This is a genomic window from Niastella soli, from assembly GCF_017742245.1.
In the GTDB taxonomy this organism is placed as follows: domain Bacteria; phylum Bacteroidota; class Bacteroidia; order Chitinophagales; family Chitinophagaceae; genus Niastella; species Niastella soli.
In genome coordinates this window covers 1,755,966-1,773,693 of the sequence record NZ_JAGHKO010000001.1, presented here as the reverse complement: position 1 = coordinate 1,773,693, position 17,728 = coordinate 1,755,966, and the positions used below count along the sequence as shown (strand labels likewise).

The 17,728-nt window shown below is 43.6% G+C and carries 15 protein-coding genes; 8 read left to right on the top strand and 7 right to left on the bottom strand.

What is annotated here, in order from left to right; translation table 11 throughout:
• The first annotated feature begins 61 nt into the window (after window positions 1–61).
• From J7I42_RS07305 to J7I42_RS07295, 3 genes are all read left to right on the top strand, one after another.
• Window positions 62–1,513 carry a RapZ C-terminal domain-containing protein gene (locus J7I42_RS07305; protein WP_209138124.1) on the top strand — a complete coding sequence of 484 codons (1,452 nt, stop codon included), beginning with the start codon at window positions 62–64 and terminating at the stop codon, window positions 1,511–1,513.
• A gap of 37 nt (window positions 1,514–1,550) precedes the next feature.
• On the top strand, window positions 1,551–2,435 hold the full coding sequence (locus tag J7I42_RS07300) for a lysophospholipid acyltransferase family protein (RefSeq protein ID WP_209138123.1): 885 nt from the start codon (window positions 1,551–1,553) through the stop codon (window positions 2,433–2,435).
• 449 nt (window positions 2,436–2,884) lie between these two features.
• Window positions 2,885–3,547 (top strand): response regulator transcription factor, encoded by a 663-nt coding sequence (locus tag J7I42_RS07295; protein WP_209138122.1) that lies wholly within the window; start codon window positions 2,885–2,887, stop codon window positions 3,545–3,547.
• A 114-nt stretch (window positions 3,548–3,661) separates the two neighbouring features.
• On the opposite strand, the gene J7I42_RS07290 is transcribed toward J7I42_RS07295, so the two are convergent.
• The 4 genes from J7I42_RS07290 to J7I42_RS07275 form a co-directional block, all read right to left on the bottom strand.
• Complete coding sequence (locus J7I42_RS07290; RefSeq protein WP_209138121.1) at window positions 3,662–5,068, bottom strand: MBL fold metallo-hydrolase; 1,407 nt, start codon at window positions 5,066–5,068, stop codon at window positions 3,662–3,664.
• A gap of 98 nt (window positions 5,069–5,166) precedes the next feature.
• Entirely contained in the window at window positions 5,167–5,514 is a 348-nt protein-coding gene (locus J7I42_RS07285; RefSeq protein WP_014222809.1) for an ArsR/SmtB family transcription factor, read from the bottom strand.
• A 105-nt stretch (window positions 5,515–5,619) separates the two neighbouring features.
• Window positions 5,620–6,309 (bottom strand): tRNA (adenosine(37)-N6)-threonylcarbamoyltransferase complex dimerization subunit type 1 TsaB, encoded by a 690-nt coding sequence (gene tsaB / locus J7I42_RS07280; protein WP_209138119.1) that lies wholly within the window; start codon window positions 6,307–6,309, stop codon window positions 5,620–5,622.
• 64 nt (window positions 6,310–6,373) lie between these two features.
• Window positions 6,374–7,048 (bottom strand): 3-hydroxyacyl-CoA dehydrogenase family protein, encoded by a 675-nt coding sequence (locus tag J7I42_RS07275; protein WP_209138118.1) that lies wholly within the window; start codon window positions 7,046–7,048, stop codon window positions 6,374–6,376.
• Window positions 7,049–7,255: 207 nt separating this feature from the next.
• Between J7I42_RS07275 and J7I42_RS07270 the strand changes: the two genes are divergently transcribed.
• Window positions 7,256–7,636, top strand: a complete 381-nt coding sequence (locus J7I42_RS07270) for a RidA family protein (RefSeq protein WP_209138117.1) — start codon at window positions 7,256–7,258, stop codon at window positions 7,634–7,636.
• Between the two features lie 163 nt (window positions 7,637–7,799).
• Here J7I42_RS07270 and kbl read toward each other — a convergent pair whose 3' ends face one another.
• Window positions 7,800–9,002, bottom strand: coding sequence for a glycine C-acetyltransferase (gene kbl, locus J7I42_RS07265; RefSeq protein ID WP_209138116.1), 1,203 nt, complete (start codon window positions 9,000–9,002; stop codon window positions 7,800–7,802).
• A 592-nt stretch (window positions 9,003–9,594) separates the two neighbouring features.
• Between kbl and J7I42_RS07260 the strand changes: the two genes are divergently transcribed.
• The 4 genes from J7I42_RS07260 to J7I42_RS07245 all read left to right on the top strand — a co-directional run bounded on the left by J7I42_RS07260 (window position 9,595) and on the right by J7I42_RS07245 (window position 12,942).
• Window positions 9,595–10,080, top strand: a complete 486-nt coding sequence (locus tag J7I42_RS07260; protein WP_209138115.1) for an RNA polymerase sigma factor — start codon at window positions 9,595–9,597, stop codon at window positions 10,078–10,080.
• Window positions 10,070–11,230: an anti-sigma factor family protein gene (locus J7I42_RS07255; protein ID WP_209138114.1), complete on the top strand. Its 1,161-nt coding sequence runs from the start codon at window positions 10,070–10,072 to the stop codon at window positions 11,228–11,230. The genes J7I42_RS07260 and J7I42_RS07255 overlap by 11 nt, the downstream gene beginning before the upstream one ends.
• A gap of 30 nt (window positions 11,231–11,260) precedes the next feature.
• On the top strand, window positions 11,261–12,115 hold the full coding sequence (locus tag J7I42_RS07250) for an outer membrane beta-barrel protein (RefSeq protein ID WP_209138113.1): 855 nt from the start codon (window positions 11,261–11,263) through the stop codon (window positions 12,113–12,115).
• A gap of 269 nt (window positions 12,116–12,384) precedes the next feature.
• A complete protein-coding gene (locus J7I42_RS07245) occupies window positions 12,385–12,942 on the top strand; it encodes a L,D-transpeptidase family protein (RefSeq protein WP_209138112.1) in 558 nt (185 codons plus the stop codon).
• Window positions 12,943–13,406: 464 nt separating this feature from the next.
• Here J7I42_RS07245 and J7I42_RS07240 read toward each other — a convergent pair whose 3' ends face one another.
• On the bottom strand, window positions 13,407–15,437 hold the full coding sequence (locus J7I42_RS07240; RefSeq protein ID WP_209138111.1) for a RagB/SusD family nutrient uptake outer membrane protein: 2,031 nt from the start codon (window positions 15,435–15,437) through the stop codon (window positions 13,407–13,409).
• A gap of 281 nt (window positions 15,438–15,718) precedes the next feature.
• Window positions 15,719–17,635 (bottom strand): acetate--CoA ligase, encoded by a 1,917-nt coding sequence (acs, locus tag J7I42_RS07235; RefSeq protein ID WP_209138110.1) that lies wholly within the window; start codon window positions 17,633–17,635, stop codon window positions 15,719–15,721.
• Window positions 17,636–17,728 lie beyond the last annotated feature (93 nt).

Genomic DNA, 17,728 nt, shown 5'->3' with positions numbered 1-17,728 from the left:
AACTGCGTTTTTATGCGCCCGACCAGAAGTTATTGCGTTATTTTTACTGACCTAATAAACTATGCAATCAATAATCGACGGAATCAATAAGCTCTACAGTGAGTGGAGCGGCACAGCCTGTGATCGTATAGAAATACTGCCTCAATCCGGCTCTGACAGGCGGTATTTTCGTATCCATTCAAATAAAGGAACTTGTATAGCCACTCATGGCCACAACATTCCCGAAAATGAGACCTTCCTGTATTTCTCCCAACACTTTTATAACCAGCAGCTTCCGGTTCCCGAGATCTTTGCATTGGGGGAAGATAAAACCATTTACCTGCAGCAGGACTTTGGCGATGTTTCATTATTGAACCGCCTCGAAGCAGAAGGTTTTACTGACGACATATATGATCTTTTTAAAAAGAGTTTGCACGAACTGGCCCTCCTTCAGATAAAGGGCCACGAAGGGCTTGATTATACCCGCTGTCTGACCAACCAGGAATTTGGCAAACAGGCCATTATGGCAGATCTGTTGTACTTCAAATATTATTTCCTGGATGCGTTGCGTAAACCCTACGACAAGCAAAAACTGATTGACGATTTTGAAGCGTTGAGCAATTACCTCACGCACACAGAATATAAGTATTTCATGTTCCGCGACTTTCAAAGCCGTAACATCCTGGTGTCGTCCAATGACTCAGTACACTTTATCGACTACCAGGGTGGTATGCAGGGCGCTCCGCAATACGATGTGGCCAGTATGATCTGGCAGGCACGTGCCAACCTACCCGATAATTGGAAGGATAGCCTGCTGAACGACTATATCGATTCTTTTGAACATATAGTAAATGAACACGTAAATCGTGATCTCTTCAAAAGCCAGTACAATGGATACGTGCTCATCAGGTTGTTACAGGTGCTGGGTGCATATGGTTTCCGGGGTTTGTTTGAACGCAAAGCCCAGTTCCTGACCAGTATACCCCAGGCATTGAAGAACCTTCGTTCTTTCATCAACGACCAAAGCCTGGGTATTGCCGTACCGGAATTCAGCAAAGTGTTGCAGGTTTGCGTAAGCGATGAGATCATCGATCGCTTCACTCCTTTGATAGCAGATGAAGAAACGCCACTGGTTGTAAAAGTGCATAGCTTTTCATTTAAAAAAGGCATTCCACAGGACGCTTCAGGAAATGGGGGTGGGTATGTATTCGATTGCCGCGGCATTTTAAATCCGGGCCGGATAGATCAATTCAAATCACAAACCGGTCGCGATAAAGGAGTTAAGGATTACCTGGAACAACAAACGCGTATGACGGAGTTCCTGAACAGCGTATTCGATATTGTTGACATCTCGGTTGAAGATTACATTCGGCGTGGTTTTGAAAGCCTAAGCGTAAGTTTTGGTTGTACCGGCGGCCAGCACCGCAGCGTGTATGCAGCCGACGCCCTGGCCCGCCATCTCCGCAATAAATTCAAGGTAAAAGTTGAATTGAAGCATGTGGAACAGGATGCCAAGAACTGGGTGAATGGGTAGAAGAAGGCATGCAGTCGTTTTTGTATCTTTGCAATCCATGTATTACATAGTTTACGGTCTTTTGTACCTGGTGTCGTTGTTACCCCTGCGTGTATTATATATTCTGTCAGATGGTTTTTATCTACTGGTATATCGCCTTTTAGGATATCGCCGCAAAGTAGTGTTGGATAACCTGCAATTGGTATTTCCAGAAAAATCGCTGGCGGAACGCAGGAAAATAGCCAGCAAATTCTACCATAATTTTATTGATTCGCTTTTTGAGACCATCAAAATGGTTTCAGCAAGCGATAAGTATATCCAGAAAAGAGTAACTGGGAACTGGGAAGTTTTGAATGATCTGTACAAGACCGGACGCAGTTGCCAGGTGCACCTGGGCCATACTTTTAACTGGGAATGGGCCAACCTTGCCTGCGCCAAAGAAGTACAATACACTTTTCTGGGTGTATATATGCCTATAAAGAACCAGGCATTTGACCGGTTGTTCAGAAAGATCCGAGCCAAATCGGGCACCGTTTTAATACCTGCCACTGATATGCGTCATGCCATGATGCCCTGGCGTCACAGACAATATTGTATTGGACTGGTAGCCGATCAGGCACCAGCCAACCCCGAAAGATGTTTCTGGCTGAGCTTTTTTGGAACCCCCACTGCATTTGTAACCGGTCCTGAAACCGGAGCACATGGCGGAAACATTCCCGTAGTTTTTGCCAATATTGAAAAGCCAAGCCGTGGTCGCTATAAAGTAGTATTGACATTGGCAGAAGACCAACCTGAAAAATTAAAAAGAGGAGAACTCACCCTACGTTACGTACACTATCTCGAAAAAGCCATCAAAGAACAACCCGATATGTGGTTGTGGAGCCATCGCCGCTGGAAACATGCCTGGAAAGAAGAGTACCGAAAATTGTGGATTGGAAATTAATCACCACTTAACATTGAATTTACCTGTTGCCTTTTCTAACGGCAACAGGATTTATTATGCCGTTCTTAAAAACTGATCTTTGTCATCATTGAAAAAAATCACTTTCCTTTCAACAACTTACACTTAACCATTTGATTAGTGAATAAAACATGATCTTGCTCAGTAAAAAACAGTTCCCTTCTTTTTAGCGTCACAACAACAGAACTCTTAATCCAGATCAATTTCTCTCTAGGCTTATAACAATAACCGTAACGGATAAGGGAAATGGGCAGATTTAACATTGCAGGATATGAATGAATATATTAATTTTGAATAGGGTATCGCCAAAGCAGAGCGAGCCTAATTAGTCGGTGCACAAATCACACTTGCCAGTATCCCATCAATAGTACCTACAGTAATTCTTTCCCTACCCTTTTTGTCCTTTTTGTCACCATAAACCCTTAACCATTATGCTAAAGACTAATGCCGGCGTGGCTTATGTAGATGACCACATTCTGCTACGCAATGGACTTGCAAATCTTTTCAGAGGCCTTGAAACTTACGCGATCCTTTTTGAGGCGAACAATGGAAAAGATTTTATCAAACAGTTACAACCCAGGTACTTACCGGACATCGCATTACAGGACATCAATATGCCGGAAAGAGATGGTTATGAAACAGCCCTGTGGCTTAAACGGTCTTACCCTGGTATCAAGATCCTTGTCCTTTCCATGTACGATAATGAGCATTCAATTATGCGCATGATGAAAAACTGCGCAAAAGGTTATATTCTGAAAGATATAGATCCCATGCAGTTCCGCCGCGCGCTTGATTCGCTTGTACGAAAAGGTTTTTACTACTCAGAACTGATCACAGGTAAATTAATACATGCTGTTAGTCAATTAGATGAACCGGATGAACCTATAAAAAACATTGTTTCACTGAATGCGCGTGAAATTGATTTCCTGAAACTGGTTTGTTCGGAAATGACCTATAAGGAAATAGCTGAAAAAATGTTTCTGAGTGCCCGCACTATCGATGGTTATCGCGATGCTTTATTTGAAAAATTGAATGTAAAAAGCAGGGTTGGTCTTGTGTTGTTTGCAATCAAGAACAATATTGTGAACGTGTAACGTTCATAGGCGGAAAAGGTATTCAGACTGTGGTGTGAGTTTATGTAAACAAAAAACCTATAAGGGTTTAGCTATGCTAAAATACCTTATAGGTTTTTACGATGATTTACAACCCTAATTCAATACACTGCTATCTTTCACGATCTCAATGCCTTGCTGTAAACGAATGGCATTAAAACCACCCAATACATTCCGCAGGTTATGTATTCCCTGGCGCTTCATCAGCGAAGCTGCAATTACACTACGGTAACCGCTGCCGCAGTAGAGATATAAATTCTGGTTCTCTTCAATATTGGCCATAGAACCAGGATCGGTGAGTTCATTTAAAGGAATGTTCACAGAACCGCGTACGTGACCATCGGCAAATTCGGTTTCACGCCGTACATCTATCGCTACCAGGTGATCGTCGTAAGGCAGGTCCATCGCCAACTCATCTACTTCTACATCTATGATAAGGTCAACCTCTTCACCGGCCCGGCGCCAGGCTTCTAACCCACCAGCCAGATAACCATGTATTTGCGAAAAACCAACCCGGGCTAACCGTACCACGCTTTCCTTTTCCTGTCCTTCGTCGGTGACCAGCACGATCGGTTTATTAAATGGCAACAAGCTACCAGCCCATTCTGCAAAACGGCCTTCAAGGCCAATGCTTATTGAACCGGGCACAAAGCCTTTGGTGAATTCACCGGCGCTGCGGGTATCAAGCAGGATGGTGTCTTCATCCTGGGTCCATGTTTTGAGTTCGGCCACGCTCAAAGGAGTTAGCGCCGTTTCTAAGATCTTCTCGAGGCTGTCATAGCCCTCTTTATTGATCTTTGCATTGATGGGAAAGTACAATGGAGCAGCCGGTAAATCGGCTAATACGGCCTTTACAAACTCTTCCCGCTTTTGGGGTTGCAGGGCATAATTGTTTTGTTTTTCCTCACCAATAGTGCTTGAGGTGGCGGGTCCCAGATTCTTACCACAATTGCTGCCAGGGCCATGGGCGGGATAAACAATTACATCATCGGGTAAAGTGGCAATCTTTTGGTTCAGGGAATCGAACAGCATGGAAGCCAGTTCTTCCTTGTCTATTTCGCCACTGCTCAGGTCAGGTCGGCCAACTTCCCCAACAAACAGGGTGTCGCCGGTAAATACCGCATGGGCTTTACCGTTTTCATCGCGCAGCAGGTAACAGGTGCTTTCTACCGTATGGCCAGGCGTATGCAATACCTCTATAGCCGCCTTGCCTAAGGGAAAGGTCTCACCATCTGTTGCCAGGTGAATAGGGAAACTTGTTTCGGTCTTTGGGCCGTAAACAATGGGAGCGCCGGTAGCTTTTTGCAGATCGAGGTGACCACTTACAAAATCGGCGTGAAAATGAGTTTCGAAGATGTATTTGATCTCAGCATTCCGTTCCCGGGCAAGCTGAAGGTAACCGTCAATGTCCCTGAGGGGGTCCACAATAGCTGCAACTCCATCACTTTCAATGTAATAGGCTGCTTCACTCAAACAGCCGGTATACAATTGCTTTATAAACATGTAGTCTTATTTTGAAGCAAAAGTACACCATAACAAGTTAACCCGTAGCCTTTTGAGCTACAGGTTACCTGTTTTACAAATTTGATGTCTCCGTCTTATCAGATGTTGAGGTCGTCCACGCATTTCATGATATGAGCCACCCGTGAACTGTTTACAGAATAGTAAATGAATTTACCATCCCGGTCAGTTTTCACGATGCCTGCTCTACGTAAAATGGCGAGGTGCTGGGAAGCAACGGACTGTTCCAACCGCAGACGTACATAGATCTCCGTCACGGTAAGACGCTTGTTCTCATCGATCAGTTTGACGATCTGTTGACGCAGCTTGTGGTTCAAGGCACGAAGTATCATCGCAGCCTTTTTCAGGTTCAGGAAGTCAACTTTTACCGATTCACCATCCCCACCATCTGCATTTAAGACCATGGAGTAATTGGTTGTTACGTTCATGTGCACATCAGAGCTTTTAAGATATTTAATAGGATAACGCTAAAGATCAAATTTACAAGAAAATTGATATGCTAGGGATGAAAGGAGGATAAAAGTTTCATTTGGTCATTTTTTGATATAAGTGTAAAATTCTTTTAGATAAACGGGTTCAGTGTACGCCAAGTTGGCAAAATTCTGCGTGAAATGCAAGTGGGAAGCGATTTTAGCCAAAGATTTAGCAATATCAATTTTTTCATCTATGAATAGAATGTTAGGATACCTGCTCACATTTTTCCACTTAAGACTGCCATTTCCAAAGCATATCAGTGATAAATTATTTAACTCTTCTTTAAAAGATAATTCATCAAGGATCATTGCTTTAGGGGTTATGATCTCATTCAGCTTCTCATCATACACCGCAGTAAACACTTCCATTCTACGGGCATCTATCATTGGGCAATAACACAGCGGTTGCGCCATATGCGCAGTTGCGCTACCCACTTGATCGATGGCCGCCTGCGCCATTGCCTGCAGCGTATTAATTGTTATGAGCGGTATTTGTAGTGCAAAACACAATCCTTTTGCAGTAGCCATACCAACCCGTAAGCCAGTATAGGAGCCAGGTCCAGCGGTTATACCTATGGCCTGTAACTGCTGCATGGTAATCCCTTTTTGCTGTAACAAAGTATGTATGGCCGGTTGTATCCAGGCGGCATGATCCTTTTGGTTATCGTTAGTGAGCGTACCTATTACTTCTCCATTTTGAGAAAGGGTCACACTTGCCTGGTCAGTTGCAGTATCTATGCTTAATATCATTCTTCTTATATAAAAAATTACTTCCTGGTTTTAAAGTATCGGCTGCAAACTGCACGCCCCATGCCTATTGCCCATTGCCTATTGCCCATTGCCCATTGCCCATTGCCTTTTGCTTTGTTACTACTTCAATAAGCAAAGGTGCTGGTATATAACGATTATCAACATGGCTTAATTCAGTTAATAATTCATACACCCGCAACAATCCTATTTTATCACTCCATTCAAAAGGACCATATGGGTAACTGGTGCCCAGTTTCATGGCAATATCAATTTCCTCCCGGCTGCTTACCGCTGCACCCAACGTATAATACGCCTCATTGATAATGGCCGCCAATACCCTTGCGGTGATCAGCCCGGGAATATCTGGCGCCACCACATATTGCCATTGCCATTGTTCAAAGATCTCTTTTATGATTGTTTCATCCATACCGGAAGGCAATGCTATTTCGGTTATAGACCGCTGTAACAAACCCGGCCAGGCATTAATGCGAATAAAATCGGCGCCAATCTTTTTTGTCGACCAGGGCACTGCATGTACGATCACTGGTTTGGGCAACAATTTTTTCAGGTGCTGTGTTCTTTCCGTATTCTGTTCAAACAGCAGGTCCATATACACATCAGCATCTGCAATGGCTAATGAACGGATGGAATCGACCCAAACTACGGTGATGGCTTCCGGAAGCTTTTTTGTCAATAATTCCTTTTTTAATACCTCATCGGCTAAAATGGCCACTGTCATGGGCTTTCTGAATTTACCCGCAAAGAAAGGAAGAAAAGGCAGACGGCAGAAGGCAGACGGCAAAAAGAAATACGGCGAGCACCGTCTATTATGCCCGTCGACAACGTGCCGCCAAAGCTTTAACGGAGGCGCAAGCCATGCTTTGCCCTCCGAAAACCCTTTAACGTTTCAGGTTTCATGTTTCACGATTGCCCATTAAATTTGCTTATGCAAAAAAACATCATCAATACCACCCAGGCGCCAGCTCCCATCGGCCCCTATAGCCAGGCTGTACAGGCCGGTAATTTGCTATTTATTTCTGGCCAGGTAGCCCTTAACCCTGCTACCGGCACCATTGAAGCAACTGATGTGGCCGGTGAAACCGACCAGGTCATGAAGAACCTGCAGGCGGTCTTGACCGAAGCAGGCTACGACTTCAGCCATATTGTAAAAACTACCATTTTCCTGAGCGATATGGCACATTTCACTACGGTGAATGAAGTATATGGAAAGTATTTTACCGGCAATTACCCGGCCCGGGAAACTGTTGCTGTTAAAGGTTTGCCCCGTAACGTGAACGTGGAAATAAGCATGATCGCAGCTAAATAAGGAAGCAACACGCCATCTCGACTACGCTCGATGGCATCCCGATCCGCCAAAGGCGGACACGCGCTCAGGGCTTGTAATAAAAAGTCCGGAAGATGCATTTCCTGGTGCATCTTCCGGACTTGTATAATATTGACAGGTATTACCCTGTTAACGTTCTTACTTATTAATTGGCGGTAGCTGTTTTCAACACGCCCAGTTCTTTTCCAATTTTGGCAAAGGCTGCGATCGCTTTATCCAGGTGTTGTTGTTCATGCGCTGCACTCAATTGCACCCGAATACGTGCCTGTCCTTTGGCCACCACAGGATAAAAGAAGCCAATAACATAGATCCCCTCATCGAGCAGGCGGGCTGCAAAATTCTGGGCAATAACGGCATCATATAACATAATAGGCACTATTGGATGGTCGCCCGGTCTAATATCGAAACCGGCTTCGGTCATTTTGCTGCGGAAGTATTTGGTATTGTATTCAAGCTTATCACGCAATTCGGTGGTTTCGCTCAACAGGTCCAGTACGGCAATGGAAGCGCCTACAATACCCGGCGCCAGCGTATTGGAGAACAAATAAGGCCGTGAGCGCTGACGCAGCATCTCGATCACCTCTTTACGCCCACTGGTAAAACCACCCGATGCACCGCCAAGAGCTTTACCCAGGGTACCGGTGATGATATCAATTTTTCCCATTACGCCCCGATATTCGTGTGTACCGCGGCCTGTTTTTCCCAAAAAGCCGCTTGAGTGGCTTTCATCGATCATAACGGCCGCATCATATTTTTCAGCCAGTGCTACAATAGCATCCAGTTGAGCAATAGTTCCATCCATGCTAAAAGAGCCATCGGTAACAATAACCCGATTACGGCAACCTTGCGATTCTTTTAGTTTCTCCTCCAGATCGGCCATGTTATTGTGTTTATAACGGAACCGTTGGGCTTTACACAAACGCACCCCATCGATGATAGAGGCATGGTTTAACTCATCGGAAATAATAGCATCCTGCTCGTTATACAAGGGCTCAAATACCCCGCCGTTGGCATCGAAGGCTGCTACATACAGTATTGTGTCTTCAGTACCCAAAAAGGCCGATATTTTCTGTTCCAGTTCTTTATGAATATCCTGGGTCCCGCAAATAAACCGTACACTACTCATACCGTAACCTCGATGGTCAACATACTTCTTGGCGGCTTCTATTACTTTGGGATGCGATGACAGACCAAGATAATTATTAGCGCAAAAATTAAGCACCGTTTTACCATTCACAGTGATCTCGGCGCCTTGAGGCGACTCAATAATACGCTCTGTCTTAAATAAACCGGCAGCCTTTATTTCAGCCAGTTCATCGGCGAGGCGTTTTACAAATTTTTCGTTCATGGAGCATGTAGTTTTTTGTAAGGCCACAAATGTAATAATTTGGGCATGTAAAAATAAGTTGCCTTATTTTCCCAATTACTGTTTCAACAATAACAGCCTAAAACACTCATATCGTATAACTTAATTTTTTCATCCGGCAAAACCGACATACCACTTTATGGTAATTCTAACTTTTTATTAAAAAAACTGTAACAAAAGTCCAATACCTTCGTCTTATAATACAAAACGATGCATTATGTGGAAGAAAACCTTTATCCGTTCAACCCTAATACTATTGGTGGCCTTGGCTGGAATATTTGTTTTTGCCACAACGCATACTTCAAAAAAACCGGTTAGCCGGGATTGCCTGAAATCAGTTAAGGATTGCTGTAACAGTAACAATAAAAGCCAGAGTGATTTTCTTATCTGGGAATCGCTGAGCCGGGCTTTTGCAGCAAATGCTCAATTTTAAACTTATGACAATCAACGTTTTTATATAAGATCCCCCGACTAGTCGGGGGATTTTTTTTATTTTTCTGTAATTCCCTGTAACTTTTAACAGCCCTGGTACGTACCACCTTTACACAAATAGATTAATAGTCAGGTTCTGCTTATGACCGAGAAAGAGTATAATCAATGCGTAGCTGAGTATGCGGACAACGTATACCGGTTCATCCTTAAAAATCTTCGCCATGAAGAGGATGCCCGGGATGTTGTTCAGGCGGCGTTTGAGAAAATGTGGCGGAACCGGGCAGATGTGGATAATGCCAAATGTAAAAGCTACCTGTTTACGGTAGCCTATAACCAAATGATCGATCATTTGCGCAAAGCAAAACGGGTTCACTTACGCGATGAGTTCAAAGAAGAGACCCAGGTCCTGGACAAACCTATGTACAACACCCGGAAGATCCTGGAAGAAGCATTAAGCCGGTTGAACGAAACACAACGGTCACTGGTATTGTTGAAAGATTATGAGGGGTATTCTTATGAAGAGATCGGACAAATTACCGGGTTGAACGAAAGCCAGGTAAAAGTGTATCTTCACCGCGCCCGTATTCAATTAAAAAACTATTTGGTAAAACCTGAAAATGTCATTTAACTGTTACCATATAAGAACAGCTGATTACAACTCCGGCAGCGGTGGTGGCCAGGTGACTGTGATTACCCGCGACAACTACGAAGCTTACCTTGTAATGTATGTGGATGAGGAGCTGAAGGCTGCTGAACGCGAAGCAGTGGAACAGTTTATTCAACAAAATCCTGATCTGGAAGAGGAACTGGTGATGTTGCAGCAATCGGTTTTACAACCCGATGAAGGTATTGTATTTGAACAAAAGGAAAGCTTATTCAGAAATACAGCAGTTGATGGCATTAATGAAAGTAACTGTGAAGAATACTTTGTTTTATACGGTGATGATGAATTAACAAATGAAGAAAAAGATAAAGTAGAACAGTTTGTTTATAAACATCCTCAATACCAGGCAGATTTTGAATTTATACTACAGGTGAAGCTGGTGCCCGACAACTCCCTCAGCTTCCCGGACAAAGCCTATCTGTTCCGTTCAGAAGAAGAAGACAACAGGGTGATCGCATTCCCCTGGTGGCGCTTTACTGCAGCTGCTATTGCCTTACTATCTATTGGTAGTATGGTTTTCTATTTTTCAACCCATTTTGTTGCTAATAGAGAAACCGCGGGTGTATTACCACAAACAAGATCAACAGAGAAAACACAACAGCCAGCTGCTGGCAATAACAATACACAATCACAGGCTGATGTTGTGGTGGTTCCACCGCATGAAGATAACAGCGTTGCTGCACAGCCTGTACATGCTGATCAGGCCGTTGCCAAAACCAGCATTACAAAAAATATTTCAAAACAAAGTAACATTCAGCCACCATCATACGTACAACAAGTAAATACGCAACAACCGGAAGATGTTCCTGCAGGCTACAACGAAAAATTCTTATCCGCCCGGTCGATTGCTGTAGTTGTAACAAATCAGAATGAGCAACCAGAAGTTAAAAGCACAGCTTATAAAAACACGGTCAGTAATTCAATAGCAAGCAATACAGCATACGTTCCACCCATTGAAGAACCCGATCAATCAGCTATAACAGCAACGGTGAATAAAACACCATTAAGAGGTTTTTTTAGAAAAGTATCGCGGGTAGTTGACAAAGTTACTGGCCCCGATGAAAATGGCAAAGCAGGCATACGTATAGCCAACCTTGAATTTGCCTTACAATAATTCAAATTAAAATAGTTAAAACCAGCAAAGATGAAACAGGTAATTATACTCCTGATTGGGATTAGTATGTGCTTAACCGGCCTGGCCCAAACAGATTCCACGGCCAACACAACCGATTCTACAGCAAGGCCCGAAAACGAAAACGACACCATTCGCGTAGGCGGCATGATCATTATTAAAAAGCACAAGAATAACGAAGGTGATAACAACCAGGCCAAAACCTATAAACGCAGTAAACCATCGCGGGTAAGCACCAACTGGTGGATCATTGACCTTGGTTTTGCCAACTATAACGACCAAACCGATTATAAGAGCAGCGCCATACAAGGGCCCGACGGGTTCGCTCCCGGTCTTGGTAAAGATCAGTTTAAATTACGCGCCGGCAAATCAGTGAACGTAAGCATTTATCCCTTCATGCAAAAACTAAACATCTACAAAGGCGCGATAAACCTTAAATACGGTCTGGGTATTGAATTGAACAATTACCGCTATAATGAACCCATCCTGTATCATACCAGTCCTACCCAGGTAGTGTTGGACCTGGACCGGAACTATTCAAAAAATAAACTCGCCGCCGATTATGTAACCCTGCCCATTATGCTGAACTTCAATTTCACGCCACACCGCGTTAAACAGGGTTTTGGATTTAGTATAGGCATGAGTGGCGGGTACCTGTATTCGAGCCGGCAAAAGACCATCACCAACATCGATGGTAAAGAAAAAAATCACGACGATTTTGACCTACACCAATGGAAACTTCAATATATAGCTGAATTAGGCCTGGGCCCGGTAAAATTATACGGGTCGTATGCCACAGAAAGTATGTTCGCTAAAGGCCTCGATCAACGCCCTTACAACTTCGGTCTGCGATTAAGCAATTGGTAATTTTAACATAGCCATGATCAACAAACGTTCCCCCGGCTGAGCCGGGGGGACGTTTTTTTTATTTGATTTTCAATGGCCTTATTTTTGCGATCTGAAAATCACAAAAAAGTTCTGTTAAAAGACCATTCAAAAAGAATAAATGGGACGTCAGTATCGTTTTGAAGTGTGAAGTAATCCATTTATCCACACTTAGCTGGCGAAAAAATTATTATTTAGTTTTAAACCCATTAATCATTTGCTTGGTCTTTACGCTTAAAACCAGGTTACTTATGAAATCTAAATGGCTTATCGCAGGCCTTGTTGTTGTTGCTGTTTCCGGATTAGCAGCTTTTAAAACCATTGAAAGAAGGGTTTTTAAAAAGAATTTATTAAGATCGAAGCCCGTGGGTGAACTGTATTTAATTGTTGACAAATCTGATTATGAACTGAAGGTGTATGACGCGGAAGGATGGTATGCAACCTATCCCGTTGTATTTGGCAATAAAGATCTTTCCGACAAACTCATAGAAGGCGACCGCCGTACTCCCGAAGGCACCTTTAAAATATTATCCAAACGACCCCACCAGAAATGGCATAAGATGCTTATGCTGGATTACCCTACAGCAGAAAGCTATGCGAAATTCAAAGAACGCAAAACAAAAGGAATAATTCCGCAAAGCGCTAAAATTGGTGGCGGTATCGCTATACATGGGACCTGGCCACACGACGACCTGGTGGTGGATGATTTTACCAACTGGACCAATGGCTGTGTGGCATTAAAGAATGAGGACCTTGACGAGCTGGATGCGATTGTGGACATTGGCACCAAGGTGATCATTCAACGATAATTTTGTGTATCAAATACCACATGGATGTGAATTCGTAAACACCCAGTGGCCAGGTGCATATCTGTACGCCCATTAAAGGCTTTTTACGAAGCCGACATAGTACTATTACTGGTTTATCTTCTTTTTTTAGGACAGCAGCAACTTTCCAGGTTACTTTATTGTCATGTTGATATCTATTAGGGGGGTTAACCCAACCTAGTTATCTATTTGGATCGTATATTGCATATGCAACTATCTCGCTTTGGCGGGACATAACATTGTGAGACAAAACAATCCATACAGGACATTGGCTTTAGAAAACGGTCAATGTTTCCGTCTCTATGAAGACCCCACATACTCCAGCCAGTGGGGTTTTCTTTTTTCATTACCCGCCTTATAATTCCTTTCTCTATATTTTTTAGTGCAAAAAAAATCCACCAAAAGAATGATTCCTTTGGTGGATAGTAGTATTTATTCAAACAGGACTAGTAACCCGGGTTCTGAACTACATTCGGGTTATTGTCAAGAATGTATGGCGGAATTGGCCATAATGCATTTTTAGTGGGGTTATATCCCTTGGGAGCTAATACCTCTGTTGCTTTATTCCACTTAACCAATTTGGCAAAACGTTGTCCTTCGCGATACAATTCATTTTTCCATGTATCCCGTACCGCATCTCTAGCCTGAGCATTATCTGTAAAGGTAACCGATTGCTTCCCCCGGCGATTAAGCAACAGGTTTACATTGGTAGCATCCAGCTCGCCCATGTTTACGCGTGCTTCTGCATTTATCAGTAATACTTCTGCAAAGCGCGTTACAGGAAAGAAAGTGCTGTTTTGGATACTGAAATAAGGAGCGTATGCTCCAACAAAGCCCGTTACCATATTCCAGATGATCTCAGTATTCTCGTCGCTTATAAGAATATTATCTGCAGCTACCAGTGAATACCTGCCGCTTTGCATCAATTCACCGGATAATTGCTTTGCCCGGGCATAATCATCCTGCGCCATAGCAACACGGGCAAGCAACAGCTTACATGCATCTGCGTTGATCCGGCGATGATCGGCACCAGTGAAACGGCTGGGCAAAACGTTCATGGCCGCTGTAAGATCGCTTTTTATAAATGTGTAGCTATCAGTTAAGGAAGCGCGTACCTGGTTGTCATCTGGTATACCACTTATTAATGGCACTCCGCCATAATAAGTTGCCAGTTGTAAGTAAACAAACCCGCGTAAACCCCTGGCCTGACCAATCAGGTTATCTGATTCAGCTGCTGGTAAATTTAATAATGGAACGTTCATGATCACTCTGTTCAAACTGGTTATATACCGGTAAGCAGCCTGCCATAAGCTGGTAGCAAATGAAGTAGGAGGGTCGGTAAAATTATCCAGGCTACAAAAATTGTCCATTCCACTACAATCTGCATCATCACTCATAATACCATCCATTATTGTTTTCTGCTGATGCCAAAAACCTATATCGGTATTTAAATCATCCAAAAATTGCTGCGCGGCTGCTTTGCTGGCAAACGGTGCAGCCAGGTGATTAAATTTATATCCTATGAAAGAAGTAACCTGTGCAGTTTTATTACCGGTTACAGTTACTTCAAAAGGAATGAAAGTTTTATCGTTTGCATCAATCCTCCCATCCCCATTGGCATCCAGGAAAATAAAATCACCTAATAAGGTACCATACAGGTTGGGCGTTGCATTTACCTGGCTTCCGGTCTGAAAAACACCCAATGGTTTATACGCAACAAGAACCCCATTTCTAATAACTGGCTCACAATAATTTGCTTTATCATCTTTCTTTACAACCAGGTAATATGTACCGGGCGCCACTTTTGAAAAAGATATTTTACCGGTAGCAGTTGTTTTACCAGTGAAAGCAGGCTGAGCGTTGTTGGCAAAATCATCGCGGCTTTTATATAAAGTTACGGTTGCATCTCCCGTTGCTTTTCCAAGGGTATCAGTTTTTGACCATTGTGTGGCATCCATAACAGTTACTTCAATATTACCAGGCTTTTTACACAACACATCAGCAATGGAACATATTACCTGAAGGCCATCTTCCTTGATATTCAGGATAGGCACTCCATTGATCAGGATCTTATCCCCTTCAATAGTTACCAGTAGTTCCTTTCCACTAATGGCAATCAGTTTTTTGCCATTAGTAAGGTCGCTTTTTTTAATAACCCCTTTTACCACATGGTCTTTTACCTCATCAACACTTAAAGAAGCAGCCTCTACCCGGGCATTGGGATCGTAGGCGGTAATAGCATTGTTTACAGGAGCAAATATGGTAAGGCCACTACTCACATCCGCTTCGGCAAAAGTTGCCGCCTGAAATGAGGTGCCAAATGAATTCAGATCTGTTGTTTGCGAAAGGTAATCCTGTACTGCTTTAACAGAAGGGTTCAGCGGTCGCGTTTCGTTGTCCCCGCCCTTGTCCTTTTTGGTACAGGATAGCGCCAGCATAAACAGGGCGCATAGTGCCAGGAGCTGATTTTTAAACATAGGTTTGAATTATTGTCGGTTTTTGGTAACAGATTAAGAAATGTACTGTGCACTTTAAGAAATTCCCGTCTCCCTTTAGGTAAGCCACCACGTGACCTATCAGAAACGCTCAATATTGTGCAAAAGTATCCTGGGTTTTTGGCAGCCGCAATAGTATTAAAGTGGTATTTTTTAATATCAGGCCAGTTACATATATCAATATCACTTATACCAAAACGAAAAACTCCGTCTGGCCTAAGCGCAGACGGAGTTATGTAGATTTAAATTATTTTTTAATCGCTTTATAATTTGCCTTTGGCAATTTCTTCCACTACAGCCGGGTCTAATAACGTAGAGGTATCGCCCAGCTTATCCAGTTCCCCTTCGGCAATCTTGCGTAAGATGCGGCGCATGATCTTACCGCTTCTTGTTTTGGGCAGCCCGCTTACAAATTGAATTTTATCAGGCTTTGCAATGGCGCCAATGATGCGGGAAACGGTTTGGGTAATATCCTTACGGGCCAGGCTTGCATCGTCACCATGCGCCCCCTGGTATATTACAAAGGCATAAATACCCTGCCCTTTGATATCATGTGGATACCCTACCACCGCACTTTCCACCACACCAGCGTGCATATTGATGGCATTCTCTACTTCAGCCGTACCAATACGGTGACCGCTCACATTCAATACATCATCAACCCGGCCGGTTATCCGATAATTGCCTGCCTCATCGCGTAAACAACCATCCCCGGTAAAATACAGGTTTTCGTATGTAGCAAAATAATTCTGGCGGCAACGTTCATGATCGCCATAGGTAGTACGCAACATACCCGGCCAGGGGAATTTAATACAAAGATTTCCGCTTACTGAATTGCCGGTGATTTCCTTTCCATTCTCATCTACCAGTACTGGCTGTACGCCTGGTAAGGGCAAAGTGGCGTGAGCAGGTTTGGCCGGTGTTACACCCGCCAAATTTGAAATAAGGATGCCACCGGTCTCTGTTTGCCACCAGGTATCAACAATAGGGCATTTCTTTTTTCCGATATGCTCATCGTACCAATGCCATGCTTCTTCATTGATAGGCTCACCTACAGTACCAAGTACTTTCAGGGAGTCGAGGCTACGGTCTTTTAACGGATCGAGTCCAAAGCCCATCAGGGAGCGAATGGCAGTGGGCGCCGTATACAATATATTTACTTTGTATTTATCTACTATTTGCCAGAACCTGCCGGCGTCGGGCCAGGTAGGTATGCCTTCAAACATCAGCGAGGTACCACCTGCACTTAATGGGCCATACACAATATAACTATGACCGGTTATCCAGCCAATGTCGGCAGTACAGAAATATACATCGCCCGGTTGGTATTGGAACACATTTACAAAACTATAATTGGTATACACCATATAACCGCCAACAGTATGTACTACTCCTTTTGGTTTACCGGTTGAGCCGGAGGTGTATAAGATAAACAGCATGTCTTCCGCATCCATTTCTTCGGCCACACATTCAGGATTGCCTTGTGTTTCCACCCGTTTGATCTCATCTTCCCACCACACATCGCGGCCTTTGATCATAGATACCGGCGTGCGGGTCCGGGTTAACACGATCACCCGTTTTACAAAGGAGCATTGTACCAGCGCATCGTCAATCACACTTTTTAACGGAATTTCTTTATTACCGCGGAAAGCGCCATCGCAGGTTATTACAAACTCAGCTTTAGCATCCTGCAGGCGGTCGGCAATGCTTTGTGCACTAAAACCACCAAATACCACAGAGTGGATGGCGCCAATGCGTGCACAGGCAAGTACAGCAATGGCCAGCTCAGGCACCATACCCATATAAATACATACCCGGTCGCCTTTTTTAACGCCATTGTTCTTTAAGACATTGGCAAACTGGCAAACCTTGGTGTACAGTTCGCGATAAGTTAACACCCGATGATGTTCTTCCGGATCGTTCGGTTCCCAAATGATAGCAGGCTTATTGCCTAAAGTGTCGAGGTGACGATCGATACAGTTCTCGGTGATATTGAGTTTACCACCGGCAAACCATTTTATGGTAGGCTTTTTAAAATCCCACTCCAGTACTTTATCCCATTTTTTACGCCAGAGGAATGATGACGCGATCTCACTCCAAAAGCCTTCGGGATCGTTTACACTTTTTTCGTACGCAGTTTTGTATTGGTCTGCTGTTCTTATCTGATAAGGATATGACATAACAATCTGTTTCCCTTTTAAAATTAAGGTGTCAAATTACGAATAAAAGAGGCAAGCGCCAAGAATCAAGGCACAAGAAGAAAGCATTAGCTC

What these genes read in the sequence shown, in the direction of transcription:
- J7I42_RS07305 (WP_209138124.1), top strand. Translation starts at nt 62, where the DNA reads ATGCAATCAATAATCGACGGAATCAATAAGCTCTACAGTGAGTGGAGC.
- J7I42_RS07300 (WP_209138123.1), top strand. Translation starts at nt 1,551, where the DNA reads ATGTATTACATAGTTTACGGTCTTTTGTACCTGGTGTCGTTGTTACCC.
- J7I42_RS07295 (WP_209138122.1), top strand. Translation starts at nt 2,885, where the DNA reads ATGCTAAAGACTAATGCCGGCGTGGCTTATGTAGATGACCACATTCTG.
- J7I42_RS07290 (WP_209138121.1), bottom strand. Translation starts at nt 5,068, where the DNA reads ATGTTTATAAAGCAATTGTATACCGGCTGTTTGAGTGAAGCAGCCTAT.
- J7I42_RS07285 (WP_014222809.1), bottom strand. Translation starts at nt 5,514, where the DNA reads ATGAACGTAACAACCAATTACTCCATGGTCTTAAATGCAGATGGTGGG.
- tsaB (WP_209138119.1), bottom strand. Translation starts at nt 6,309, where the DNA reads ATGATATTAAGCATAGATACTGCAACTGACCAGGCAAGTGTGACCCTT.
- J7I42_RS07275 (WP_209138118.1), bottom strand. Translation starts at nt 7,048, where the DNA reads ATGACAGTGGCCATTTTAGCCGATGAGGTATTAAAAAAGGAATTATTG.
- J7I42_RS07270 (WP_209138117.1), top strand. Translation starts at nt 7,256, where the DNA reads ATGCAAAAAAACATCATCAATACCACCCAGGCGCCAGCTCCCATCGGC.
- kbl (WP_209138116.1), bottom strand. Translation starts at nt 9,002, where the DNA reads ATGAACGAAAAATTTGTAAAACGCCTCGCCGATGAACTGGCTGAAATA.
- J7I42_RS07260 (WP_209138115.1), top strand. Translation starts at nt 9,595, where the DNA reads ATGACCGAGAAAGAGTATAATCAATGCGTAGCTGAGTATGCGGACAAC.
- J7I42_RS07255 (WP_209138114.1), top strand. Translation starts at nt 10,070, where the DNA reads ATGTCATTTAACTGTTACCATATAAGAACAGCTGATTACAACTCCGGC.
- J7I42_RS07250 (WP_209138113.1), top strand. Translation starts at nt 11,261, where the DNA reads ATGAAACAGGTAATTATACTCCTGATTGGGATTAGTATGTGCTTAACC.
- J7I42_RS07245 (WP_209138112.1), top strand. Translation starts at nt 12,385, where the DNA reads ATGAAATCTAAATGGCTTATCGCAGGCCTTGTTGTTGTTGCTGTTTCC.
- J7I42_RS07240 (WP_209138111.1), bottom strand. Translation starts at nt 15,437, where the DNA reads ATGTTTAAAAATCAGCTCCTGGCACTATGCGCCCTGTTTATGCTGGCG.
- acs (WP_209138110.1), bottom strand. Translation starts at nt 17,635, where the DNA reads ATGTCATATCCTTATCAGATAAGAACAGCAGACCAATACAAAACTGCG.